The organism is Sphingobacterium sp. B29 (assembly GCF_001952815.1).
In the GTDB taxonomy this organism is placed as follows: domain Bacteria; phylum Bacteroidota; class Bacteroidia; order Sphingobacteriales; family Sphingobacteriaceae; genus Sphingobacterium; species Sphingobacterium siyangense.
The window spans coordinates 5,429,019-5,453,912 of the sequence record NZ_CP019158.1 but is presented as its reverse complement, the minus strand read 5'-3'; the positions used below and the strand labels follow the sequence as shown (position 1 = coordinate 5,453,912).

The window sequence follows — 24,894 nt, the reverse complement described above, 5'->3', positions numbered from 1 at the left end:
TGACTTATTTTAAGACCTGAATAGTGTCTCCAACATGTGCTTCGGCGTCGCTGCCTGTTTTTTTTACTTTTTCCGTTTGTTCAATCGCTACTGCAAATGCGGACGGAATAATGCCTGCGCCAAATTTAATTGCATAAAATTTCGTGAATTCTGCGCCAAAGTACAATATCGCAGCCGAATAGTAAATCCATAATAACATGACAATGATAGATCCTGCGGCTCCGTAAAAGCTTGCTGTGGAGGAAAGGTTCAGATAGATTGAAATGCCGTACCTGCCTAACATAAAGAGTAAGCCTGTAAAGATAGCTCCGCCAAGCATGTCCCTGAATTTTACTTTAGCATCCGGAAGGAAGGAAAAGATAAAGCCAAATAAAATGACAATGACCGAAAATGTGATACCCGTATTGACCCACGAAATGAGTGCAATCGGAATAAAAGGAAAATAAGTCATGACTAAATTGGTCACGGCAACAATAACTCCGTTGATCATGAGTGAGGCAATTAGCAAAAAACCAAGGGCAATCACGATGGAAAAAGAAATCAGCCTGTTGATGATTAATTTTAGCCATCCCTTTTTTGGTTTCGGTTTTACTTTCCAGATATTGTTTATTGAGTCCTGTATATCAACGAATAAGGTTGTGGAGGATAGAATCAATGTAACGATACCAATCGTGATCCCCATATTAGATTTATTCTCGAAAGTTATTTTTTGAAGATAGGACTGGATCTGTGTGGTTACATCCTGACCAAAAAGAACCATGACTTCCTCCAGCACCTGATCCTGCGCTGAAGATCCACTTTGAAGATGTTCTCCATAGAAAAATCCGATACACCAGATAACAATCATAAGAAGTGGGCCGATGGAGAAGACGGTATAATAAGCCAATGAAGCACTCTTCTTCATACATTTGTCATCATTGAATCCATTAAAGGCATCAACTAAGACATGCCAAACGTTTTTCCAGTAGGCGAGTGTAAATAAATCTCGTAATGTAACGTGCTTCATAATAAGATGATCAGCTCCAATAATCGTGCAAATTGTTACTCTTGGTTTTGTTCCTGATACAATTTGTCGATTGCGGCTTCGTTCTCTTTTAAAATAATTTTTCGTTTTAGACTCAATTTTGGCGTCAATTGACCGTCGTTGATTGTCCATTCCTTTGGAAGAAGAATAAATTTCTTGACAATTTCCCAATGTCCAAAGTTAGTAGATAATCGGTTAATTTCTTCTTGATATTTTTGGATTACTTCCGGATTTTTGATGATTTCTTCGTTTGAACCGCTGTTAATACCTTTTTGGTTGGCCCATTTGGACAGCACATCAAATGCGGGAACAATCAAGGCGCCGGGAAATTTTCTATTTTCTCCAAAAACCATGACCTGTCCGATTAATGTAGACTCCATGAGTTTGTTTTCAATGGATTGGGGCGCGATATATTTACCACCTGCCGTCTTAAACATTTCCTTTTTTCGATCGGTTATTTTTAGGAAACCATCGGATGTAATTTCCCCAATATCGCCCGTTTTGAAAAAACCATTATCGTCAAAAGCTTCTTTTGTGGCTTCTTCATTTTTATAATAGCCTGTCGTGATACTGGGGCCCTTGACAAGAATTTCACCATCTGAAGCAATTTTTACTTCTAAATTTTTCAGCGGTTTGCCCACAGTTCCAAATTTCAACCCATTGGGTAAGTAGGAGTTTACAGCAATAACCGGAGATGTTTCAGTCAGGCCGTACCCCTCAAGTACTTTAAGTCCAGCGGCCCAGAATACACGTGCTAAACGCTCTTGAAGAGCTGCACCACCGGATACAATGATCTTAATATTTCCGCCAAGAGCTTCTTGCCATTTCGAAAATATCAGTTTTCTAGCGATCGCAAGTTTGAGCTTGTAAAGTGGTCCATTATGCTCCGGTTCTTGAAATTTCAAACCAAGATCAACAGCCCAGAAGAAAATTTTCTTTTTTAATCCAGTTAAGGCTTTCCCTTTTTCAATAATCTTATCGTATACTTTCTCTAGGACACGGGGTACGGTGGTGAATACATCCGGTTTGACATCGTTGATATCGGCAACAACATTGTCTAAGGTCTCGGAGAAATAGATCTGGATTCCTTTCGAATAGTACATATATACCACCATGCGTTCAAAAATATGGCATAGCGGAAGAAAGCTTAGTGCTGTTTTGAAATCCGATCGGATGAGATGATTGCATGCCAAGACGTTGCTGTATACATTTTTGTGGGACAGGTATACGCCTTTAGGGCGTCCTGTGGTACCTGAAGTGTAGATCAGTGTCAATAGATCATCTTCTGTAACAGCCTCTCGAAGTGGAGCAAGGTCGGTTGTGTCATCTTTTGCTGTTTCGATGAATGTTTTTAGCTGCGTATAATTTTCAATGGCATCAAATGTATACAGTTGTGGGTGTATACCGTGCTCTTTGATGGCTTGTTCAATACGGTCCGTCAATTCTCTGTTGCTGACAAATAGTACGTTGACATCCGAGTCATTTACAATAAACGAAAGATCCTGTGCGGATAAAGTGGGATAGAGGGGAACAGTTGCAAGACCTATTTGATTGCAGGCAAAATCAACTAAATTCCACTCGGGTCTGTTGCCAGACATGATTCCTACCCGATCACCTTTTTTGAGGCCTAATTGTAGTAACGCCCTGCTTAAGGTGTCAATTGCGTCGGTGTATTCTTTGGTAGAATATGTCTTCCACTGGCCATTTCCATCTCGCCCTGCCACCATGATGTCCTTTGCGTATTTTTCTTTATATAAGGTTATAAAGTCAAAAATTCTGCCCATATCACTTGAGTTTATTTGGTTACTACTACATGCTGTATTGACCTAAATATACAGAAATAAAGTTGGATAATTTGGGATTATTGTCATAACAAATTAAACATTGTTTCGTTATAGCTGTAATGGATATTTACCCTATCGAAAAGGTCCTTCGTAAGGGAAGTTCTGGTAAATAGTTTTTTATGTGCACTGCAATTATATTGCATATAAAAAGCAATTTATCTATGTTTGGAAAAATGTAAAGCAAAAAAAGCGTACGATTTTTATGAAAAAAATATTTTTGGCTGTCGGTGGAATGCTGATGTTTGGAGCATTATCCAATAGAGCTATGGCTCAGTTGGACAATAAGGGTGCTATTGGTGGACGTTTCGGGTCTGCTCAGGGAATTACATATCGTCACACGCTTAACTCGGACCATGCATTGGAAGGAATTATGAGTATTCAGAGCAATTCTGATTTTCGCCGTTTCCGCGTTGTGGGTTTATATGAAATCTATAAACCATTGACTGCTGGGTTTAATTGGTATTATGGTTTTGGTGGTAGTATCGGTTCTTATAAGGAGAAAGACAAAATTATAGATGGTCAGCGCCATTCATTTGATTCACAGCTTAATCTAAGTATTGACGGTATCGTAGGTATTGAATATAATATTCCGCAGGCACCGTTTCAAATCTCATTGGATGTAAAACCATATTTCGATTTTCTAAACGAATCCAGTATCAAATTATTTGATCCGATCGGTTTTTCGGTAAGATATAAATTTTAAAAAAAGAATAGCGGGATTTCCCGCTATTCTTTTTTTGATGATAATACTTCCGTGTTAAGCCATCCAGATTTTACCTAGCAATTCCTGTAGAAAGGTTTGTTCTTTGAGCGGACGGATTTCGTATATCTTTTTATTGCTCTTTTTGATTTGAACAGGGATTTCCCGCACTAAACCATCTCGTGCCACCAGGAAGTTTAATATCTCCCCCTCTTTGGCATGTTGAACAATGAAATCAATTTCCTTGTCCTTAACATCGAGCCTGTTACTATTAATTGCAATTAGTTCGTCTTTTACACTTAATCCGGCATCATATGCACCAGAATCTTTTTCCACTGTCGCTACCGAAATTAGCCCATCCACTTTATTGGTTGTAATACCTAGTGTCAACATGTTGTTATTAACATTGGTATCAACAATTTCATAACCAACGAGATTAAAATAATCGTTGTATTCCAGTTCTCCGTCCTGATGAGCAGCATTGAAAATGTCGTCCAGCGAAGTGCCTGCGATACGTTCAGCAAGGCTTCTCAATTCGTTTTCTTCAAATCCACGATCAAGTTTTAGGTAGAACTCCTCATAAGCCTCGCGGATAACATCATCCAATTTTAGCCTACCTTCTGTAGCGGCAATAATTTTAATATCCAACAATGCTGTCAGCATTGCACCTTTGTTGTAATAGGAAATTCCAGAATTCATCGAATTTTCATCAGGCCGATAATATTTAATCCAGGTATCGAAACTTGAGGCGGCAGCAGACTGTATCGTATGCCCAGGGCGGTTTAATACAATGTTGAAATCGTTGGCTAGCAAAGCGAGATACTCTTTTTCATCATAGAATCCACAGCGTTTAATAATTAAATTATCATAGTACGAAGTGAATCCTTCCATGATCCAGAGGCCTGTGGTATAGTTTTCGGCATCGTAATTAAACGGTCCTAATGCTTTTGGACGTAAGCGTTTCACATTCCATAGGTGAAAATACTCATGTGCAACGAGACTCAAATAGTTTTTGTAGCTGGTCTCATTTAGATAGGCATTTCTCGAGGCTCCCAATACTGTTGAATTGAGATGTTCTAGACCTCCACCTCCAGATTGGTAGTTGTGGGTAATAATGACATATCGCTCATTGGGGTTTGAACCCCAGATGCGGGTTTCTTCTTCGACGATACGTGTGATATCTTTCGTCAGGCGTTCTTTATCATAGCTTCCACCCCCGACCATGGCGCATTCATGTTCGACACCGGCAGCTTGGAATTTCCAGACATCCTGATTACCAGCTTCGATGGGTGTATCATATAATATGTCAAAATTTGGCGCATAAAACGTACGTTCTTCAATTTGTTGGAGTCCAGTTGATATACTTGCCCACGAATCTTTTAGTGCTATGCTGATTGTCGAAGGATTGTCTATACGGCCATCGATATGAAAGAAAGTTGCCGTAGGCACAATAAAAGCATGGTCACTATCGAAAAAGTTGGTACGCACAGAAACTTCAAAACCGTATACTGCGTAGATGACTTCGATCTGATCCAAAGATTCTGTGGGTATTCGCCAGGTGTTCTTTGAAATTTTCTGGTAGGCAATTGTATTTCCTGTTTTGTCAAATGATCGAAATCGTTCTACGTTTTTAGCATATTCACGAATTAAATAAGATCCAGGAGACCAGACCGGCATTTTTAGATCGACATAAGGCTGGTTGAGCTTTGCGATGCTCATTTTTACTTCGATATAATGAGCTTGTGCTTCTGAAAATGATACCTCAAAATGTATTTCGGGTATACTGAAATGGTCACTGTCCATGAAAGATGATTTTAGTATGAGCTTACAAAATTAAAAGTATCGTACGCTTAACCAAACAAAAAAATAGATTGTTGGTTCTACAATTATGAATTAGCGTGCTCCGTCATTGTTCCTTCAGTAGAAAAAGAACAATGACGGGAAGCAGCTAATAGTACCCTCCAATATACATAAATTTATTTAAGAAATGAGGTGTTAATCGATAGGCATAATAGCTGCTTTGGATGAAATACCGGTTTTTATTGGACTGGGGAGATGAAGCAAAAAATCTGTTTTTTATCAGAATTTTTGCTAAGTTTGATACAGTAGTTTATAGGGGGAAAATAATCAAGAATTTGTATGATCTTAGTTGTTGATAGCGGCTCTTCAAAGTCGGATTGGAAGTTGGAATTGCCAGATAGTGCACCTATCTCGTTCAGTACAAATGGACTCAATCCTTTTTTTGTAAATGAAAAGGAAATCACACGTGTTATTAAGGAGATACCCGAAATTATTCCCTACGCCGATGAAGTTACGGAGTTGTATTTTTTTGGTGCAGGATGCATTACACCTGATCGTCGGGAAATGGTTTCAAATGCATTGACACCCTTATTCGAAAATGCTTACATTTCTGTTGAAAATGATCTTTTTGGTAGTGCCTTAGCAACCTGTGGTAATAAAAAAGGTTATGTAGCGACATTAGGTACAGGGTCTGATTTGAGTTTTTTTGACGGAGAGGAGCTGATGCCATCGCATAATGGAAATGGCTATGTATTAGGTGATGAGGGATCGGGGGCATATTTTGGTAAAAATCTTGTTAGACTTTTTCTATATGGCCGTATGCCGAAAGATCTGAACGAAAAATTTGCGAACAAATACAGAATAAATAAAGAGATCGTCATCAAAAATGTTTATCAAAAAGAACGTCCAAATGCTTTCTTAGCATCGTTTGCACCGTTCATGTCCGATAATATTACCCATCCCTTTATTATTGATCTGGTAAAGAGTGGATTCGAAGAATTTGTTCAAGCTTCGATTTTGACCTATCCGGACTATAATAAATATGCCTGTCACTTTGTAGGCTCTATTGCTTATAGTTTTGATTTAATTTTACGGGAAGTCTGTGAAGCACATCAGATAAAGGTAGGTACCATTTTAAAATCTCCTATCAAAGAGCTTTTTGATGCGGTACTGGAAAGAGAGAGTAATTCATTGTTAAGTCTTTAAAATAATTAGATATGATTATTGCAACTATTATGGTGTATATGTCAATGTTATTTGGCAATCCCAATTTTTATGATTTTAAGTTTACGACACTTGATGGGCAAGAAGTGAAAATGTCCGATTTCAAGGGAAAGAAAATATTGATCGTGAATACTGCCTCAAAATGTGGTTTCACAAAACAGTACAAAGATCTGGAGGAATTGCACAAAACCTTTGGTGATAAGCTCGTCATTATTGGCTTTCCGGCAAATAATTTTGGACAACAGGAACCGGGTTCAAATGCGCAGATTCAAGAGTTTTGTGAACAAAATTATGGTGTTGATTTTCTAATGGCCGAAAAGGTCGATGTGAAAGGAGATCAAATATCACCTCTGTTTAAGTATTTGACCGCTCAGGAAAACCCCGATTTTAAAGGTGAAATCAAATGGAACTTTGAAAAGTTTTTGATCGATGAGAACGGTAAACTTGTACATCGCTTCCGTTCAGCGACGAATCCGCTGGATCCGGCTATTGTAAACTGGGTAGAAAACAAGAAATAGTAAAAATAACAAAATAAAAAAGCTGCAAAATCTGCAGCTTTTTTATTTTGTTTATTGTCCAGTCGATCCGAGGGCCTCTGGTTTTCCCATAAAGCTTAGCGACAAGGTTATAGTTTATGGGTTGGCTTTTGTTTACTTGATGTAAGCTGTTACCTATTTGATATATGCATCGTACAAGGCTCCTATACAATCTTTAAGCAAAGGGTTGAAGTCATCGCTATCGGGAATATTGCAGCCATTGGTTATCACAATAAACCCATATTTTTTCTTTGGATTGAAAAACAGCGCACTATAAAGCCCATATGCCGAACCGGTATGTCCTGTCAGGTTAACACCGGGGACAATTTTTGCATTGTTCATAATCGCTAATCCATAGCCTGATTCTTTATTTACAGCTGTCTGCATAATCTTTGCATACTTTTTAGTGACGATGTTTTTTTCCTGACTATGGCCGTAGTTCATGTGCATCATCATGTATCTTGCTAAATCTAAGGCAGATATTTTCATTCCACCTGTCGGAGAAAGCACAGGAGTGCTATACCCCAAGATGTACTGATTGAGTTCTTCCCGACGTGGATTATAGGCACTGGGCTCTTCATGTGGATTTCCCTTTTCATCAAAGGAATATAACGAAACCAATCTCTTCTGATCCAAGGAGTCTATACAGTAACCACCATATAAGTTGAGCGGTTTGAGGATTTGATTAACAATGTAGCTGTCGACACGTGTATTGGTCAGTTTCTCTAGGACGGCTCCTGCCATATTAAAATTGAGATTACAATATTGGTATTGTGTGCCGGGTTCATAAAGATTGTAGGAATCTTTCCAATTTGGGTTCTTGGATGGATTGATGACATCTAGGTTGAAGTAACCGTTTTTATCATTGACGCTGGACGTATGGGAAAGGATCATCCGGAGTGTGATTTTTTTTTCTGGATAATTGGGGTTTCTGATTGGAAAACCTATCAAATCCCCGAAGTCGTCGTCTAACTTGCATCGGCCATCTGCTATTAATTGCATTAATGATGTTGCAGTGAATGACTTTGAAATAGAAGCAATTCTAAAGAGGTCATTCTCTCCGAGAGCCGTTTTGGTTTCCAAGTTTTTGTAACCATAATTTTTGTGATACTCAATTTTATTGTTTTTGACGACGACCACACTGAGCCCGACAGCATTATAACGATGCATAATTGCTGTGAGATCATGATCAACCTGTGTTTGCTGGCCCAGCAAAAATGTGGGAAAGAATAGAAAAATAAAAACGGAGAGTAGGAGCTTATGCGTTATCATTGAATTGATTAGTTGGGATGTTAGTTATGGTATAAATGTAAGGAAATCCTTACGATTAATAGAAATAGTTACAATGAATCCTTGCAACATATAATAAATGCTACATAGCTGAATCATTCACATATTACAACAACAAGCTATTTTTATTTAAAACTATTCTAAACAATAAAATAATATCGTATGTTTGCGCCGACAAATAATTTTTACGAACTCACAATTTATTAACATGAAAAGAACTTTTCTGGGACTTGTTTTAAGTCTAGGATTGGTAGGAGCAATTCATTTGGATGCATCGGCGCAAAGTAAGGGGATACATGGCCGTGTTAAAACCAAAGATGGTGCACCAATTGAATCGGCTACAGTAACCATAGTTTCTTTAGGTAGGTCTACGTCGACTTCCGGTGATGGAAGCTTCCATTTTTCTAATCTTCCAGATGGAACCTATACTATTCGGATCAAAAGTATCGGAAATGGAGCTGAGGAGCGTACTATCGAGGTTAAAAATGGAAAGGCGACAGCTATTAATGTTTCTTTGAATATTTCTGAATCTCAATTGGAACAAGTGGAAGTGGTAGGTTACAACTCGCATAACAGTAAAACAGTTAATGTCGGTAAAGCAGGTATTATTGATCGGGATTTGCCGCAGAGTGTACAAATTATAAACGAACAGGTTATTGCAGATCAACAGGTTAATCGCTTGAGTGATGCGCTAAAAAATGCAAACGGTGTCGCGATGGGAGCAAATCGCGGTGGGGTCAACGAAAATTTTTACGCAAGGGGCTATAGCTTAGGCGGGAATAATATATTTAAAAATGGTGCGCGAACCAACAATGGAGGTTCGATTGAGGCGAGCACCTTGGAATCTGTAGAGATTTTAAAAGGAAGTTCTGCTTTGTTATATGGGGGTGTATCTGGTGGGGCCGTTGTAAATCTGGTTACGAAAAAGCCTAAATTTTATTATGGAGGCGAGGCTTCAATGCGCGTAGGAAGTTATGACTTCTATAAACCAACAGTGGATGTGTATGGTCCAATTTCCAATAAGGTTGCATTCCGCGTTATCGGAACTTATGAAAAAGCGGGTAGCTTTAGGGATCAGGTCACATCAAAACGTACTTATGTAAATCCTTCTGTTTTATATAAAATATCCGATAAAACTGATCTCAACTTTACATTCGATTACTTAAAAAGTGATTTTACTCCAGACTTTGGAATGGGGACCGTGGATGGAAAGTTGAACAATGAAGTTGGCAGAAACACTTTTATGAATGTGCCTTTTGCTTTCAACAGAACAAATACCTCAAACGGCCAGATCAATTTGAACCATAAGTTTAATGATTCATGGAATTTAAACGCAATAGCAAGTTACCAAACGTACGATCGTGATTATTATGGATCAGATCGGATTCAAGCGAATAAAAATGGAATTGCTCCGCGGAGTTTAACCCGATCCAAATCAAATGAGTTTACGGCCAACCAGCAATTGAATCTAACGGGAACTGTAAAAACAGGATCCATCAAGCATAAGATCCTGGTGGGAGCAGATGCCGATCAATCGCATTCAAATGCGTATGCCTATAAAATTGATGCATCTAAAAATGTGGGCGGTGTATACGATTCTATTTATGTCTTTAATCCCTCACAAACTGCGCAGCATTTGGCTTCGGGAAATGGACTTCGAACAGATATGCCACAAGCGGATTTATTGACCAAAACAACAACGGATATCTTCCGTTATGGCGCTTTTTTCCAGGACTTAATAGAAGTTACTGAACAATTTAAAGTATTGGCTGGGATTCGCTATACGTATCAGCGTACACCGAATTCGGAAAAGTATACGTATGCGACGAATCAATCGGAAGAGATTATTAATCTAGATGGTCAAAAAAATCCGATCGGAGCAAAAGTCGACAAAGCATGGTCGCCTAAATTTGGATTGATCTATCAGCCGATCCGCTCATCAAGTGTCTATGTTACTTATGCAAATAACTTTACATCGAATTCGGGATACGATGTAAATTATCAACCGTTAGCTCCCTCCATCATCGATCAGTACGAAGCAGGTGTGAAAAATGACTTTTTCAATGGTAGGTTATCCGCAAATGTTGCTTGGTATAGAATTAACAACAATCGCTTTGCCCAACAATTATTGGTACTTCCGAATGGAACAAGCAATAGCGATGCAAATATGAAAGAATTTTCTGGAAAGACGGCTTCAAGCGGATTGGAAGTTGATGTTACCGGAACTTTACTTCCAGGATTGAATGTTATCGCCGGTTATTCCTATAATTATATGCGTTATACCGAAACCAATCCAATTTCAAGTTATACAACCATCGTTGATGGTAAGGAGAAAGTGACTGAAATCTCTGGAAACGAAGAAAATGTACGTTTGGTAGGAACTACAGCACATACGGCTAATGGAACCGTGTTTTATACCATTCAAAACGGGGCTGTTAAGGGGCTGAAGTTAGGTTTTTCCGCATTTTATACAGGTAGACGTAATGCAGGTTGGAATAATACAAAGATCAACGTACGCGATGGTCTTAATCGTCTGATCTCCGTTAGTCCATTTACAACCATAGATTTCTCCGCTGGTTATGCTTATAAAAACTGGAGTATTTTGGGTAAATTATCCAATATCACCAACGCGTTTAACTATTATATCCATGAAAACTATAGTGTGAATCCGATTCCACCGCGTAGTTTTATGGCAACTTTAGCGTATAAATTTGAGAAGAGGTAATATCGCTCTTCAACCCATAAAAAAACGGAGTCAGCAACATGCTGACTCGTTTTTTTATACTGGAATTTCAATCGATGCCACTTTAGGACGCATTAAAATCAAGATACTCTTTCTGGATACAGGCTATAAATTCGCCTAATGCACTGTTTTTACTTTTTATATTAGAGACCAGGATCACTTCTGTTTTGCTATCCATATCCTCAAGCTTCATGATTTTTAGGTTTAAATGCGGGTATTGTTTGATGGTGGACGAAGGGACGACTGCCAGGCCCAGGCCTTGTGACACCAACTCAAGGATAGAAGACATCGAATTGCTCTGATGTACAATTTTTGGTTCAAAGCCCATGCGATTACAGGTATTAATAACAAGTCGGTGATATTCCGATGCGTATTTCTGATTGAAAGAAATGAAACTTTCATTAAAAAAGTTGATCGCATTAAATTTCACCTGTGAATGACCTACAATAACCATAGGGTCTTCGAAAAGGGGAGTGGTAAGCAATTCACTTGAATAAATTGGAGCACGCATAATACCCAGATCCAATTTTCCGTTTTCGAGTGCTAATTTTTGTTTCTGTGTCGATGTTTCGAAAAGACTAACTCTTAAGTATGGAAATTTCAATTGAATTTGCTTTAATACCGTAGCAAGCATTTTCTTAGGTGTCGAACTAATATAGCCCAGTTTGAATTCTCCTGAGATATTGTTGTGGATCTGTTTGGTGATCGTTTTGCTGTGTTCGATATTTTGTAGGATCTCCACAACCTCCTCCAAAAAGTATTTCCCTGCTTCCGTTAGCTCGACGCGTTTGTTGGTTCGGAAGAAAAGAATAACACCTAATTCGTCTTCTAGATCTTTAATCTGCCGGCTTAATGGGGGCTGGGACATAAATAAGCGTTCTGCTGCTCGGCCAAAATGAAGCTCTTCGGCTACTGTTTTGAAATAAATGAGATGTCGGATTTCCATCGATACTTTTTTGGTATGAATTGATGACAAAATAAATATTTTTAATGAATTCCAGTTAGTCCTACCTTTAAATTATTAAAAATTAATGGATGAAATACCGCCGATCAGACAGTGTAAGATACTGCTGTGCGGGGGAATCTATCTGAACTTTAGAGAATAAACAATTTACAGATGAACAAAGCGACGCTACAAGAGATTGAAACACGGTTTGACAACGATGTCGAGCGGTTCTCAAATTTAGAAACAGGTCAAGCAACCACATTGGATGCGGTATGGAACATGGAGCTTATTACGGATGCCATTGTCAGTCTTTATCCAAACGCTCAAAATATATTGGACATTGGATGCGGAGCTGGCAATTACGACGTAAAACTATTGCAAAAATTGGAGTCTAATCCAAATGTTAGTCTGTTGGACCTGAGCCAGCCAATGTTAAATAGAGCAAGGGAACGCGTTGGAAAATTAACCAAGGGAGAAATTCAGTTGATTAAAGGCGACTTTCGTGCCGCAGCTTTAGAGGAAAACAAATTTGATGTCATTATCGCAACATCCGTTTTACATCATCTTCGAGATGATAAAGATTGGGAAAATGCGTTTAGCAAGCTGTTCCGCTTATTAAGAACCGGAGGAAGTCTGTGGATTTTTGATTTGATTGAGCAAAATAATGAACAGCTTCAAAAATTAATTTACAGGGAAAAATATGGTGAATACTTAACTAACCTGAAGGATGAGCAGTATCGTGATCATGTTTTTGACTATATCGAACACGAGGATACACCAAGATCGCTGATCTATCAACTAAACTTATTGACACAAGTTGGCTTTAAAAATGTTGATGTTCTACACAAAAATCTTTGTTTTGCTTCTTATATGGGATTCAAATAGGGGCTGGAAAACGAGTGTCAAATAAATAAGGCGATACGGGGAGTATCGCCATAAAATCACACTAACTATTAAAAAACCTATAGGACTAGGAATTTACAAATTCAATAAACCAATGTATGTATCCATCCCACGCTTCTCTACTTTTATTCCTCGTCACATGCGAGATGTCAAATAAATAATAAAATGTAATTATTAAGGTCAATACTTTAAAAAAATCAAGTATTTCCATTGGTTTACGTAAAGATATGTCTTTATTTTTTAAATACAAATAAAAATGATGAAAATTGAAAAATTATTATTATTTGACTGTTTTTAAGAATTCTTCCCAGGCGATTTGATCTGTTTTGAAGGTCAAATCTGCCGTTAAAACCGATTCAATTGGTACCCATCGAAAAGATTGGAGCTTATTATCTTCAGGTCTCTGATCAGGATCGAAATCAAAAGCTTTGGTAGTCGTTCTGATCTGAATAGCTGAGGTATTCTTTACCTGATAGTAAATCGATATGATTTGGCTATCATTAAAGCTTGATTTCTCATAAAAGTCTGTGGTGTAAATATGTTTAACCACAGCAATGTCAAAATCACATTCTTCCTGATACTCTCGGATCAAAGCATCCAATAAGCCTTCCCCGTATTCTAAGCCCCCACCAGGGAATTTGGTAAATGAAACATTTTCCGTTCTTTCATCGCTGATCAATACCTCTTGATTTTCATTGATCAATATTCCGTACACTCTTACGTTAAATGGAAACATGGGTTAATTATGTTTGTATATATTTAGTTTCTGTTTTTTTACAGTGGCATAAAACCATTGTCTACTGCAAATTCATCCAATCCGATATAGGAATAATGTCTGGGAAGAAACCAGCCTATTGCTTCCATGATATTGGTAAATTCTTTTTCAGTCCTGAATTGGTTTGCAACGATATTGAATGCCAAATCTTGTGAAGCATTTTCTTCATCTTTATAATTACGGGCAAGGAGCATAACCTTTGTGTTCTTTACGCCATAATAATCCAAAAATTCACGTAATTGGTTGCGGACAGCCTGAGGAAGAATTGTCTCTGCAGGTTGCCCCACTAATATTTCTTCATCTTTGCCTATAATCGTTTGTTCATTTTTCTTAGAGAAAACACTATCATCTGTATAAAACTCTCCGTTTAAAAAGTAGTTAACTAAGTCGCCATAGGTGAATACCCAATCAGGGTTTTCATTTTGTGTATTGATAGCAATACCAAAACCTTTTGGCAACACGAAATCCTTTAGCCGATTTTTAATGACAAAAGCCTGAAAGTTCTGATCCTTCGGAACACTTTCGAGTTGAAAATAGGGAAATCCGTCAGGTCCAACAACCACTTCTGTTTCTGCTAATTTTAAGGTACATTCAGCAATATTAGCCAGAAATATATCACGCCACTCTTCATCCCGCTCTTCAAAGGGAACTTCCATCAGGCTATTTATTATAATCGTTTTTTCAAGGTCTCCCAATCGATTATCATTCGCATTGTTGCTATCGTCAAATAAATGTATTGTATTCATCTCGGATTGTGATTTTTTGATTTGCTGGTAAAAGTAAAAGAATATTTATTAATTAACGACGTTTTCTTGATTTCGAGGCGCCTTTTCGTTGATTGTTTTGGCTACTGGAAAGCATTTTCTCCCAGCTCAATAAATAAGGATGTTGATCATCAATTTTAATTTGCCGTTTTAAGGATAACTGTAATTTTATCCACTTTTCATTGTCCTCTGCATCGCAAAAGGTAAACGCCTTTCCCGCCGCTTCCGAACGGCCTGTTCGACCAATTCGATGCGTATAGAGCTCAGGGCTATCCGGAATCTCGTAGTTTATGATAGCCTCTAGGTCTGGAAAATCTACACCTCGAGCCAAGAGGTCCGTCGCAATTAATACACGTACCTCTTTTTGTCTGAACTTATCAATAATCTCTTCTCGTTTTTGCTGTGATTTATCGCCATATAATGCAGAGCAAGAAATGCCGTGTCGATCTAGATCTGTTGCGATCCGTTCGACTGCATGAACTGTTCGCGTGAAAACAATTACCTGCCGTGAAACACGGTTCTCAAGGATATAACGGAGAAGATTCTTTTTATCATTTTTATCGACATAGAGTACAGATTCTTCTATTTGGCCTTTTTTGGTCTTTGCTTCTAGGTTGATCTCGACAGGGTTACTTAATCTCTTTCGAACAATTTTTTCGATTTCAAGGGTTTTCGTTGCTGAACTGAAAATGGTTTGTCTCTCAGCGGGCAATGTGCCGATAATTTTATTGAGTTCTTTCGTGAAACCAAGATCCAACAATTGATCGAATTCATCGATCACCAATGTATCTATCGTTTTTAGATCGATAATACCTTGTTCAATAAAATCCAACAAACGTCCTGGAGTAGCCAAGATCATTTGGGCATTTGGATAAACTTCAAGCTGACTTTCATAAGTTCCCCCACCATAGAAACTAGCGATAGTCAAATCCAAACCATCGATAAGGCCTGATATGCGCTGTTTGGTCTGTATACAGAGTTCACGTGTAGGAAGGAGTATAAGGACCGATAAGTGGTCTGCGGTAATCTTGGTTCGTAAGCGCTGAATAATAGGGATGGCGAAAGCCTCCGTTTTTCCCGTACCGGTTGGGGCAATCGCCAAACAGTCTCTACCTTCCAAAATGGCAGGGATAGCTATTTCTTGAATAGGTGTAAGCGAAGAAAGCTTTTGTTTTTCAAGATTAGCGACAAGGATTTTATCGAGTTTAAGTGCTGAAAAATTCAAAATAATGAATGTAAAACCCAAAAATAAAAATTAAAAAGGACAATGGTGTTTTTGCCTGCTTATAGGAATTAAAAATCTGTAAAAATTAGGATTTTTTGTCAAAAAGTACTAATTTGAGAAATTAGAATATTCTATTTCAAATCTGAGTTATTGATTATCAATTTATTTGATAAACACCAATTATATAGAATAATATTTTTGTTAAATTTGTTGAAACAAAAAAGAATATGTTTGATACTGCATTTGACCAAAACAATGAATCAATTTCCACTTTGAGCTTTGACGAGTTCAAAAAGATTATTGTGAATGATTATCGAACTGCCTTAGAAAGTCGTTACGTGAGTTTATTGGGACGTAAAGAAGTGCTTACAGGTAAGGCTAAGTTTGGTATTTTTGGCGATGGAAAAGAATTGGCACAAATCGCGATGGCTAAAGTTTTCAGAAATGGGGACTGGCGGTCGGGATATTACCGTGACCAAACATTTATATTTGCTTCTGGCATCAGTGATGTCTACCATTTTTTCTCTCAATTATATGCCCATCCCGATGTCGAGGCAGATCCTTCTTCTGCAGGAAGGCAAATGAACTGCCATTTTTCGACTCGTGTTGTGGACGACCAAGGGAACTGGTTGGATCAAATGGTTCAGAAAAACTCGTTTTCAGATATTTCGACCACCGGTGGTCAGATGGCAAGATTGCTGGGCTTAGGCTTGGCTTCTAAGTTGTATAAGCAGAATAGAAATTTAGACTACCTATCTTATTTTTCAAATAGAGGAAATGAAGTTGCATTCTGCACTATCGGAAATGCAGCGACTTCTGAAGGTGTATTTTTTGAAGTTATTAATGCCGTAGGTGTTCACCAGATTCCAACAGTGATTTCTATTTGGGATGATGGATATGGGATATCTGTGCCCAATGAAATTCAAACAACAAAGGGAGATATCTCAGAAGTCCTCAAAGGTTTTCAGAAGGAAGAACTGACAAACGGAATTGAGATATTCAAAGTGAGAGGATGGGATTATGCGGGTTTATGTGAAACGTACGAACAGGCTGCCCATATTGCTCGCGAGAAGCATATTCCATGTTTGATTCATGTGACCGAATTGACGCAGCCGCAAGGACATTCTTCTTCAGGTTCACACGAACGGTATAAATCGCAAGATAGATTACAATGGGAAACTGACTTCGATTGTCTAGCGAAAATGAAAGAATGGATCTTAAGTTCTGGTATTGCTACCATAGCGGAATTGGATCAATTGGATCAACATGCCAAAGACCATGTTCGTCAAGAACAAAAACGAGCTTGGGCCGATTATATTAAAACGTTGAGCATCGAAGCAAGGGAAGCTATTGATTTACTTCAGGGTATTCCAAATGAGCGGGCTGATTTTGCGTCAAAGAAATTACAATCGATGGTTGAGCCTTCTTTGAAAGAGGTTTACGGCCAGGTTCGCAAGGTATTGCACGAGCTTAAAGGTCAGCATAGCGATGGGCGCCAGCAATTGTTAAATTGGTATAAAGAGAAGCAGGAACTGAATGAAAAACGTTATAATTCAAAATTATTTACAGATGGTGTAGATTCACCTGCTCATGTGACAGTCGTACCTGCAGTCTACAGTGAAGAAGCTAAAGTGGTCGATGGACGTGAGGTTTTGAATCTATGTTTTGAAGAGAACTTTAGACGTGACGAAAGACTACTAGCATTTGGAGAGGATGTCGGTAAGATTGGAGATGTGAATCAAGGTTTTGCAGGTCTACAAGAAAAGCTTGGTGTGCATCGCGTATTTGATACCGGTATTCGCGAGAATTCAATTATAGGAAAAGGACTAGGTTTGGCAATCCGTGGACTTCGTCCAATTGCTGAGATCCAATACTTGGATTACCTAATCTATGGTATTACGGTCGCAAGTGATGATTTGGCAAGTTTAAGTTATCGCACCTTTGCTGGTCAGAAAGCACCATTAATTATTCGTACACGGGGTCATCGATTGGAAGGTATATGGCATTCGGGCTCGCCTATGTCGGTAATTTTAGGATCCTTGAGAGGTTTGCATGTATGTGTGCCGCGTAATATGACACAGGCAGCAGGTATGTACAATACGTTGTTCCGCTCTGACGAACCGGCTATTGTTGTCGAATGTCTGAATGGGTATCGTCTAAAAGAGCGTCTACCAGAAAACGTTGGTGAATTTACGGTGCCAGTCGGTTATGCTGAATGTGTTAAAGAGGGGCGCGATATTACTGTAGTATCCTATGGTTCAACTTTACGTGTTGTTGAAGAAGCAGCCGTGGAACTGGAGCGCTTGGGGATATTCATCGAAATTATTGATGCACAAACATTGCAGCCTTTTGACAAAGGAAAACTTTGCGCCGAATCGCTGAAGAAAACAAATAAACTACTTATTGTAGATGAGGATGTACCAGGCGGGGCTTCAGCTTTCATCTTACAAGAGATCTTAGAGAAGCAAAATGGTTACTATCTATTGGATAGTCAGCCAAGAACACTGACTGCAAAGGCACATCGCCCACCATATGGTTCCGACGGGGATTATTTCTCGAAGCCATCTTCTGACGATGTTGTCGAGACGGTGTATGCCATTATGCATGAAGCTAATCCAGAAAAATATCCATCTATGTTTTAATAGATGGATATCTTTTTTTGACCAAGCTAAGTATTCCAACGAGGGATGATATCTTTTCTTAATTGAATATACTCGCAGCACCAATCATAGCTGCTTTTTCACCAAGTATGGCGGTGTAAATCTGAAATCTTTCAAATTCTTTTCGGTCACCAATGAAAATAGGTAGCGCCTTAGCGATATTGCCACCGATTATAAATATTTCAGAAGAATATTTCTCTGCGAAGAACTGCATAAAATCAAAGAGATGTTTAGCATATTCATCTTTGATAATTTGAAATTCCTCAGTTTCCCGATGATTATCTAAAATCTCCTTAAGTCCCGTAACATCGTTTCCTGCTACTTCTTTGAAACGCTTGACGAACCATCGTGTGACAAGAAATTCTTCGAAAATACAATCTTCATAAGGGCTGTTCCATAGGGCGGCATCAAAGGCCTTCTCACCTTTATTCCATACTGCAGATCCAAGTCCAGTACCCAACGTAATTCCTAATATCCGGTTGTTTGTTTGCAAGTTCTGTACGAATATTTCACCTTGTAGGAAGGCTGCTGCGTCATTGATAAAGTGAATAGACGTAGGCGAAAGTCCCAATTCTTCAGCTAAAAGAGTTTTGACATCTTTATTGTAAAGATTATCATACTTGCTTTGTCCCTGTATTTTAGATATTCCATTTTCGTAGTCAAAGGGGCCCGGCATAGCAATGCCGATGAACTGAATAGGAGCAGGAGAAGTGGCTATGATATCGCGTATAGCGGATGCCCAGGTTTGTAAAATCGTTTTAGCATCTCCTTGAGAAAAAACGTGGTTTCTGGCCACGTTTTCTAAGTATATATTCCATTGTTTTGTGTCAATGATACAGGCAGAAATATGTGTGCCTCCAATATCAACACCTACGACATAATTATCTTGCAGCATGTTTGTAACTTTGATTTTTAAGTAGATGATCCGCGATTACAAGTGCTGCCATAGCTTCCACAATAATTACTGCTCTCGAAACAACACAAGGGTCATGTCTTCCCTTGCCACTTGCAATAGCAGGGTTGCCATGGATATCCACTGTTTCTTGATCTCTCATGATAGTGGCAACAGGCTTAAATGCTACTTTAAAAGTAATATCCATACCATTTGAAATCCCTCCCTGAATCCCTCCAGAGAAGTTGGTATGTGTGTGCACTCGATTTAAATCATGGTCATCTGCTACAAATATATCATTATGTTCGGAACCTCGCAACTCCGAACCTGCAAAACCTGAACCATATTCGAAACCATGTACAGCATTAATGCTCATCATTGCTTTTGCAAGGTCTGCATGGAGCTTATCAAAGACCGGGTCGCCTAAACCAACAGGGACATGTCTGATGACAGCCGAAATACGTCCGCCAACTGTGTCACCTGCTTTTCTGACCGAGTCGATAAACTCAACCATTTCATTTGCTGTTGCTGGATCTGCACAACGTGCAATGTTAGCTTCCCGTAATTCAAGCAAAGCTTTTAGATCTTTGGTATCTACATTTGGCGCCTCGATGGTGCCTACCCCCGAAACGTGGGCAAAGATTTCTATGCCAAATTGATTCAGGAAGCTTTTTGCTACTGCACCTGCAGCAACACGGGCAGCGGTTTCCCTCGCCGAAGACCGTCCACCGCCTCGATAGTCACGGATACCATATTTCATCTGATAGGTGAAATCAGCATGGGAAGGTCTGAAGATATCTTTGATATGTGTGTAATCTTTCGAACGCTGGTCTTCATTTGGAATAACAATTGCTATTGGTGTTCCCGTTGATTTCCCTTCGAATACGCCAGATAAAATCTGTGCGGTATCACTTTCTTTTCTTTGTGTCGTGATCTTAGATTGACCTGGTTTACGTTTATCGAGCTCAGACTGGATAAATTCCTCGTCGATTGTTATATTTGAAGGGCAACCATCAATAATTACACCTATAGCTTTGCCGTGTGATTCGCCAAAAGTGCTAATTCTGAATAAATCGCCAAATGAATTTCCTGCCATAAAAATTAAATTTCAATAAACTTAGATAAATTTGCCTTTAAATGCAATTCTAAAGCACCAGACTGACTACAAATTTATGGATCTGTAACTCGTCTATGGCCTAATAGATTACATCACAATTTTTTGTCCCAGGCTAAAGGCTATCTGGGAGATTGAATAATAAAACAGAGATTAATGTTGATGTTAATCCCTGTTTTTAATATGTTAGTCAATTACAAAAGCTTGCGCTTGTAAATGTTTCCAAAAATCAGGATATGATTTTTCTACAACTTGAGGTTCAGCAATCTTGATTCGGTCAAAAACTAATGCCAGCGGTGCAAATGCCATCGCCATACGGTGATCCTCGTAAGTGTCGAAGGTCACATCTTCAGGCTGATATACCTGTGCTGTTTTCAGGTGATAGGTATCACCATCTTCGATCAATTCAGCACCGAACTTTGCGATTTCTGTCTGTAACGCAGCGATACGGTCGGTCTCCTTAATCTTTAGGGTTTCTAGGCCTGTAAAGGAAACATCACGTTTTAAAGCCGCTGCGACAACGACGACTGTTTGCGCGAGATCAGGACATTCTTTAAAGTCGAACAACGTTTTGTCTGAATTGATTTCTTTTTTATTTAAATGCAATCCATCCGATTCAAAGCTCGAATAAACACCAAAATGCGCCATAATGTCTGTGATGGCAATATCGCCCTGTAAACTATGTTGTCTTAGTCCGGGCAATACAATCGATGCAGTTGCATCGGCAAGTGCTACAATAGCATACCAGTAGGATGCTGCGCTCCAATCTGGCTCGACATATATGGTTTGCTTTTCAAATTCTTGCGGTGCAATTTTAATCGCGTTCTCCGTCCATTCATGTTGGATCCCGACACTTTTAAGCATATCTAAGGTCATGGATACATAAGGTCTGGAAGTTAATTCGCCTTCAATCTCTAATGTAAGTCCCTTTTTTAATGCCGGAGCAATTAATAGCAAGGCCGATATGTATTGACTGCTGATATTTCCTTTGATCTTAACACGGTCTTTTCCTTGAAATAATCCACCTTCAATCTTCAAAGGAGGATACCCCGCCTTTTTTTCATAATGGATTTCGGCGCCAATTTCTTTCATGGCATCGACCAATATTCCGATTGGGCGCTGTTGCATACGCTCTGTCCCCGTCAGGATAAAATTGCCTTTAACAAGATTGAGGTAAGCTGTAAGGAAGCGCATAGCCGTTCCTGCAGGGCCTATGTCAATCGTATTATAACCGGGTTGCGGTTCTGATGCGATTTGCAATACGCCGTTTAGGGTAACCGTATCTGCAGCCTCAGAGAGGTTGGCTATTTCAACTTGTCCTTTACTCAGCGATTGGATAATAAGAGCACGGTTGCTCTCAGATTTTGAACCTGTGAGTTGAACCGTGCCCTGTATCTTTTTTGAAGGATGCGTCAGCGTGATGACTTGTTGATTCATTATGCTTCTGCTGTTGGTTGCTCCTGAGTATTCATGACCGCATTTTGTTTGCGGATAGATTCGTTGTGAATTAATTCGAGGAATTTCGTCGCAAATTCGCTACCCAAAGAAAGCGCTTCCGCTAATTTAGTGCGTTTTTGAACAATTTCATCCCAACGGTTAACTTGCAAAATTGTCACGTTGTTATCGCGTTTGTATTCGCCGATTTTCTCAGCTATTTTCATGCGCTCACCAATTTTTTGGATGATCAAATCATCTAATTTGTCGATATTGCTACGCAATTCTGCTAATTTATCTTCGAATGAAGGATTGTCAGAAGCTGCTTTACGTAACGTCAAGTGGTCGATCAACTCGGCCAATGCAGCTGGCGTTACTTGTTGTTTTGCGTCAGTCCAAGCGACAGATGGATCAATATGTGATTCGATGATCAATCCTTGCATATCCATATCCATTGCTTTTTGTGCGATGTATGGTAACAATTCGCGGTTTCCACAAATGTGACTTGGGTCGTTTATGATTGGTAGATTAGGACAAGCAGTTTTTAACTGAATCGCTAAATCCCACATTGGTTCATTACGGAATGCTGTTTTCTCGTAAGAAGAGAAACCTCTATGGATAGCACCTAATTTTTTGATACCAGCACGGTTGATACGTTCCAATGCACCGATCCACAACGATAAATCTGGGTTTACAGGGTTTTTAACAAATACTGGAATATCTACACCTTGTAAAGCATCAGCAATTTCTTGTACGGTAAATGGATTGGCAGTTGAACGTGCACCTACCCATAGTACATCCACACCAGCAGCCAAAGCTTCTTCCACGTGTTTTGCTGTAGCAACTTCAGTAGCTGTTAATAAACCTGTTTCTTCTTTCGCTCTTTTCAACCATTCCAAACCAATTGAACCGATACCTTCAAATTCTCCGGGACGAGTACGTGGCTTCCAGATACCAGCACGTAAAATATTTACTTTTCCGGTATTTGCCAACAAATGTGCTGTCGATACCAGCTGCTCTTCTGTTTCAGCACTACAAGGACCTGCGATAATTAAAGGTTTGTCTCCTGTGTCCAACCAAGATTTTAAAGGAGTGATGTCTAATGTATTTTTCATGTTAAGTTTGATTATCTATTTTAATATTGTATGCGTAAATTGTTAATTATAGTTTTTCGTTTTTGACATACTCGCCCATAATATTGAAATTGACACTATGTTTGAGTACTTTACGTATTGCTGCTTCGTAGTCTGTTTGTTTTTTCCATTCTACGTCAACGAAAAAATCATATTCATTGCGTTTTCCGATTACCGGCATTGACTGAATTTTGCTCAAATTGATATTCTGTTCGGCAAAGCATTGTAAAATAGTCGCCAAAGATCCTACTGTATTTCCTGTTTGGAATGATAATGATGCTTTATTGGCATTCTTATGTTCGACAACTTCATTAGATAATACGAGGAAACGCGTTGCGTTCTTTTTATTGGTTTCGATTCTCTTTTCTAATATTTCAAGACCATAGATTTCAGCAGCCAATGTCCCAGCAATTGCAGCAGTATCCGTTAATTTTCGCTCCGCAATCATTTTCGCAGTTGCAGCGGTATCAGATCCCTCGGTTATACGTACACCTTCAAGTTCAGAAAGAAATTCCTCGCATTGGCGAATGGCAATTGGATGCGATTCGATGTGTTTAATATCCTTTAACTTAACGCCTGGCAGTACCATGAGATTCTGTTGAATGTTTAGGTAAACTTCCCCAGTGATATGGAACTTGTAATCTCTCAATAAATTATAATTCGGTAATAGACTTCCCGCAATTGAATTTTCGATCGCCATAACGATATAGTCGACTTTTCTTTGCTTCAGCAATTCACAAGTTTTTTTAAATGAATCACATTCTACAATTTCAACTTCTCTTCCGAAAAATTTAAATGCGGCCTCTTCATGAAATGAAGCCTTTGCTCCCTGTATTGCAATTTTTAAACTCATTGTTTTTTTGTTCGCTATGTTGTCTCCAAAAAAAAGAGTCCCGATCATTTGAACCGGGACTCTTCTTGTTTGTATTTTTTATGATTTATACACAATCTAATCCCGGCTCTTATTTTTAAAATAAAAGAAGTTAAAATAGAAATATGTATATGTTCTGTTCATCCTGTTGTTGTTTGACATTTCAAATGTACGAATGTTTTTGAAATATCAAAGAAAAAAATAATTTTTTATTATAAATATTGAGTTAATTTAAGGTTTTTATGTGTTTTATGTGATTTTTGATTAATTTCAGTGATTTATTTGTATGTTTTAAAGTGTTTATTTTGCTTTAATGTTAGTATTGTATTGTTTTAGTTGTTTAAGTTTTGTATTGTTGTTTTCTTTATAATAAATTATGTTTTAGTGTTATTTTATATTGAAAACAGCGGTATTTTATGTGATTTTACTGTTTTTGTGTTAAATTTATGTGTTTTAATATTAATATTTCCGTTTTTTTTGACTGTTTTGTTAAAAAAGTATTTTACTACCTTTGGGCAAACGCTGGATTTTATGCTAAAACGAAGTAATTTTTATGTATGTGGATGTATGATCTGTTTTTTATTGACAGGTTTTACTTTTAAAGGAGAGGAAAAAGATGCGAAGGTAAAGCGCGTTATAGATGGTGATACCTTTGTCATTGAAAATGGAACCTCAAAAGGGGAGAAAGTTAGGTTGATAGGGGTAGATGCCCCGGAAACGAGACGGACAGCACGTAAGGAAATCGGTTACTATGGTCAAGAAGCAAAGCAGTACTTAACGGCAATGTTGAATGGAAAAAGTGTAAAGTTAGTCTTTGACGTTGGAAAACGGGATCGGTATGGAAGACTTCTTGCCTATGTGTATATCGGAAAGAAATTCGTCAATCGGGATTTGGTTGAACAGGGGTATGCAGTATCCTATACGCTAGCGCCAAATGTACAATATGCAGATTTATTTGTAAAATTGGAACGTCAGGCTCGTCAGGAGAAACGTGGCCTTTGGAAATAAATGAATTT

At 38.6% G+C, this 24,894-nt stretch carries 20 protein-coding genes; 7 read left to right on the top strand and 13 right to left on the bottom strand.

Annotation, left to right across the window (positions count from 1 at the left end):
- Nucleotides 1-4: 4 nt before the first annotated feature.
- Nucleotides 5-1,006, bottom strand: a complete 1,002-nt coding sequence (locus tag BV902_RS23390) for a YihY/virulence factor BrkB family protein (protein WP_075994000.1) — start codon at nt 1,004-1,006, stop codon at nt 5-7.
- Between the two features lie 35 nt (nt 1,007-1,041).
- Nucleotides 1,042-2,808, bottom strand: a complete 1,767-nt coding sequence (locus BV902_RS23385) for an AMP-dependent synthetase/ligase (protein WP_075993999.1) — start codon at nt 2,806-2,808, stop codon at nt 1,042-1,044.
- 262 nt (nt 2,809-3,070) lie between these two features.
- On the opposite strand from BV902_RS23385, the gene BV902_RS23380 reads away from it, so the two are divergent.
- Nucleotides 3,071-3,571 carry a hypothetical protein gene (locus BV902_RS23380; RefSeq protein ID WP_075994951.1) on the top strand — a complete coding sequence of 167 codons (501 nt, stop codon included), beginning with the start codon at nt 3,071-3,073 and terminating at the stop codon, nt 3,569-3,571.
- A 54-nt stretch (nt 3,572-3,625) separates the two neighbouring features.
- Here BV902_RS23380 and BV902_RS23375 read toward each other — a convergent pair whose 3' ends face one another.
- Entirely contained in the window at nt 3,626-5,371 is a 1,746-nt protein-coding gene (locus tag BV902_RS23375; RefSeq protein ID WP_075993998.1) for a M61 family metallopeptidase, read from the bottom strand.
- Between the two features lie 336 nt (nt 5,372-5,707).
- Between BV902_RS23375 and BV902_RS23370 the strand changes: the two genes are divergently transcribed.
- Nucleotides 5,708-6,574: an N-acetylglucosamine kinase gene (locus tag BV902_RS23370; protein WP_075993997.1), complete on the top strand. Its 867-nt coding sequence runs from the start codon at nt 5,708-5,710 to the stop codon at nt 6,572-6,574.
- 11 nt (nt 6,575-6,585) lie between these two features.
- Entirely contained in the window at nt 6,586-7,110 is a 525-nt protein-coding gene (locus BV902_RS23365; RefSeq protein ID WP_075993996.1) for a glutathione peroxidase, read from the top strand.
- 153 nt (nt 7,111-7,263) lie between these two features.
- Here BV902_RS23365 and BV902_RS23360 read toward each other — a convergent pair whose 3' ends face one another.
- Entirely contained in the window at nt 7,264-8,400 is a 1,137-nt protein-coding gene (locus tag BV902_RS23360; RefSeq protein ID WP_075993995.1) for a serine hydrolase domain-containing protein, read from the bottom strand.
- Between the two features lie 226 nt (nt 8,401-8,626).
- Between BV902_RS23360 and BV902_RS23355 the strand changes: the two genes are divergently transcribed.
- Nucleotides 8,627-11,143 (top strand): TonB-dependent receptor, encoded by a 2,517-nt coding sequence (locus BV902_RS23355; RefSeq protein ID WP_075993994.1) that lies wholly within the window; start codon nt 8,627-8,629, stop codon nt 11,141-11,143.
- 82 nt (nt 11,144-11,225) lie between these two features.
- Here the strand turns inward: BV902_RS23355 and BV902_RS23350 are convergent, their stop codons facing one another.
- Nucleotides 11,226-12,137: a LysR family transcriptional regulator gene (locus tag BV902_RS23350; RefSeq protein ID WP_237241803.1), complete on the bottom strand. Its 912-nt coding sequence runs from the start codon at nt 12,135-12,137 to the stop codon at nt 11,226-11,228.
- Between the two features lie 141 nt (nt 12,138-12,278).
- Here BV902_RS23350 and BV902_RS23345 point away from each other — a divergent pair, with 141 nt between their 5' ends.
- Entirely contained in the window at nt 12,279-12,992 is a 714-nt protein-coding gene (locus BV902_RS23345; RefSeq protein ID WP_075993992.1) for a class I SAM-dependent methyltransferase, read from the top strand.
- Between the two features lie 298 nt (nt 12,993-13,290).
- On the opposite strand, the gene BV902_RS23340 is transcribed toward BV902_RS23345, so the two are convergent.
- From BV902_RS23340 to BV902_RS23330, 3 genes are read right to left on the bottom strand one after another with little or no spacing between them, the layout of a single operon-like run.
- Entirely contained in the window at nt 13,291-13,746 is a 456-nt protein-coding gene (locus tag BV902_RS23340; protein ID WP_075993991.1) for an NUDIX domain-containing protein, read from the bottom strand.
- 38 nt (nt 13,747-13,784) lie between these two features.
- Nucleotides 13,785-14,531, bottom strand: a complete 747-nt coding sequence (locus BV902_RS23335; protein ID WP_075993990.1) for a hypothetical protein — start codon at nt 14,529-14,531, stop codon at nt 13,785-13,787.
- A 52-nt stretch (nt 14,532-14,583) separates the two neighbouring features.
- Nucleotides 14,584-15,774, bottom strand: a complete 1,191-nt coding sequence (locus BV902_RS23330; protein ID WP_075994950.1) for a DEAD/DEAH box helicase — start codon at nt 15,772-15,774, stop codon at nt 14,584-14,586.
- A 227-nt stretch (nt 15,775-16,001) separates the two neighbouring features.
- On the opposite strand from BV902_RS23330, the gene BV902_RS23325 reads away from it, so the two are divergent.
- The gene (locus BV902_RS23325; RefSeq protein WP_075993989.1) at nt 16,002-18,416 is read left to right on the top strand and encodes an alpha-ketoacid dehydrogenase subunit alpha/beta; all 2,415 of its coding nucleotides are present in this window, start codon (nt 16,002-16,004) and stop codon (nt 18,414-18,416) included.
- A gap of 58 nt (nt 18,417-18,474) precedes the next feature.
- Here the strand turns inward: BV902_RS23325 and BV902_RS23320 are convergent, their stop codons facing one another.
- The 5 genes from BV902_RS23320 to BV902_RS23300 all read right to left on the bottom strand — a co-directional run bounded on the left by BV902_RS23320 (nt 18,475) and on the right by BV902_RS23300 (nt 23,860).
- Nucleotides 18,475-19,329, bottom strand: coding sequence for an ROK family protein (locus BV902_RS23320; RefSeq protein WP_075993988.1), 855 nt, complete (start codon nt 19,327-19,329; stop codon nt 18,475-18,477).
- Nucleotides 19,316-20,422 carry a chorismate synthase gene (gene aroC / locus BV902_RS23315; protein WP_075993987.1) on the bottom strand — a complete coding sequence of 369 codons (1,107 nt, stop codon included), beginning with the start codon at nt 20,420-20,422 and terminating at the stop codon, nt 19,316-19,318. The genes BV902_RS23320 and aroC overlap by 14 nt, the downstream gene beginning before the upstream one ends.
- A gap of 204 nt (nt 20,423-20,626) precedes the next feature.
- A complete protein-coding gene (gene aroA, locus BV902_RS23310) occupies nt 20,627-21,877 on the bottom strand; it encodes a 3-phosphoshikimate 1-carboxyvinyltransferase (protein WP_075993986.1) in 1,251 nt (416 codons plus the stop codon).
- Nucleotides 21,877-22,989 carry a chorismate mutase gene (locus BV902_RS23305; RefSeq protein WP_046671824.1) on the bottom strand — a complete coding sequence of 371 codons (1,113 nt, stop codon included), beginning with the start codon at nt 22,987-22,989 and terminating at the stop codon, nt 21,877-21,879. The genes aroA and BV902_RS23305 overlap by 1 nt, the downstream gene beginning before the upstream one ends.
- 46 nt (nt 22,990-23,035) lie before the next feature.
- Nucleotides 23,036-23,860 carry a prephenate dehydratase gene (locus BV902_RS23300; protein WP_046671823.1) on the bottom strand — a complete coding sequence of 275 codons (825 nt, stop codon included), beginning with the start codon at nt 23,858-23,860 and terminating at the stop codon, nt 23,036-23,038.
- A 549-nt stretch (nt 23,861-24,409) separates the two neighbouring features.
- Between BV902_RS23300 and BV902_RS23295 the strand changes: the two genes are divergently transcribed.
- Entirely contained in the window at nt 24,410-24,886 is a 477-nt protein-coding gene (locus BV902_RS23295) for a thermonuclease family protein (RefSeq protein ID WP_083663844.1), read from the top strand.
- Nucleotides 24,887-24,894 lie beyond the last annotated feature (8 nt).

Bases quoted from the DNA above. Each gene is read 5' to 3' on its own strand.
- BV902_RS23390 (WP_075994000.1), bottom strand. From the start codon at position 1,006: ATGAAGCACGTTACATTACGAGATTTATTTACACTCGCCTACTGGAAA.
- BV902_RS23385 (WP_075993999.1), bottom strand. From the start codon at position 2,808: ATGGGCAGAATTTTTGACTTTATAACCTTATATAAAGAAAAATACGCA.
- BV902_RS23380 (WP_075994951.1), top strand. From the start codon at position 3,071: ATGAAAAAAATATTTTTGGCTGTCGGTGGAATGCTGATGTTTGGAGCA.
- BV902_RS23375 (WP_075993998.1), bottom strand. From the start codon at position 5,371: ATGGACAGTGACCATTTCAGTATACCCGAAATACATTTTGAGGTATCA.
- BV902_RS23370 (WP_075993997.1), top strand. From the start codon at position 5,708: ATGATCTTAGTTGTTGATAGCGGCTCTTCAAAGTCGGATTGGAAGTTG.
- BV902_RS23365 (WP_075993996.1), top strand. From the start codon at position 6,586: ATGATTATTGCAACTATTATGGTGTATATGTCAATGTTATTTGGCAAT.
- BV902_RS23360 (WP_075993995.1), bottom strand. From the start codon at position 8,400: ATGATAACGCATAAGCTCCTACTCTCCGTTTTTATTTTTCTATTCTTT.
- BV902_RS23355 (WP_075993994.1), top strand. From the start codon at position 8,627: ATGAAAAGAACTTTTCTGGGACTTGTTTTAAGTCTAGGATTGGTAGGA.
- BV902_RS23345 (WP_075993992.1), top strand. From the start codon at position 12,279: ATGAACAAAGCGACGCTACAAGAGATTGAAACACGGTTTGACAACGAT.
- BV902_RS23340 (WP_075993991.1), bottom strand. From the start codon at position 13,746: ATGTTTCCATTTAACGTAAGAGTGTACGGAATATTGATCAATGAAAAT.
- BV902_RS23335 (WP_075993990.1), bottom strand. From the start codon at position 14,531: ATGAATACAATACATTTATTTGACGATAGCAACAATGCGAATGATAAT.
- BV902_RS23325 (WP_075993989.1), top strand. From the start codon at position 16,002: ATGTTTGATACTGCATTTGACCAAAACAATGAATCAATTTCCACTTTG.
- BV902_RS23320 (WP_075993988.1), bottom strand. From the start codon at position 19,329: ATGCTGCAAGATAATTATGTCGTAGGTGTTGATATTGGAGGCACACAT.
- aroC (WP_075993987.1), bottom strand. From the start codon at position 20,422: ATGGCAGGAAATTCATTTGGCGATTTATTCAGAATTAGCACTTTTGGC.
- aroA (WP_075993986.1), bottom strand. From the start codon at position 21,877: ATGAATCAACAAGTCATCACGCTGACGCATCCTTCAAAAAAGATACAG.
- BV902_RS23305 (WP_046671824.1), bottom strand. From the start codon at position 22,989: ATGAAAAATACATTAGACATCACTCCTTTAAAATCTTGGTTGGACACA.
- BV902_RS23300 (WP_046671823.1), bottom strand. From the start codon at position 23,860: ATGAGTTTAAAAATTGCAATACAGGGAGCAAAGGCTTCATTTCATGAA.
- BV902_RS23295 (WP_083663844.1), top strand. From the start codon at position 24,410: ATGCTAAAACGAAGTAATTTTTATGTATGTGGATGTATGATCTGTTTT.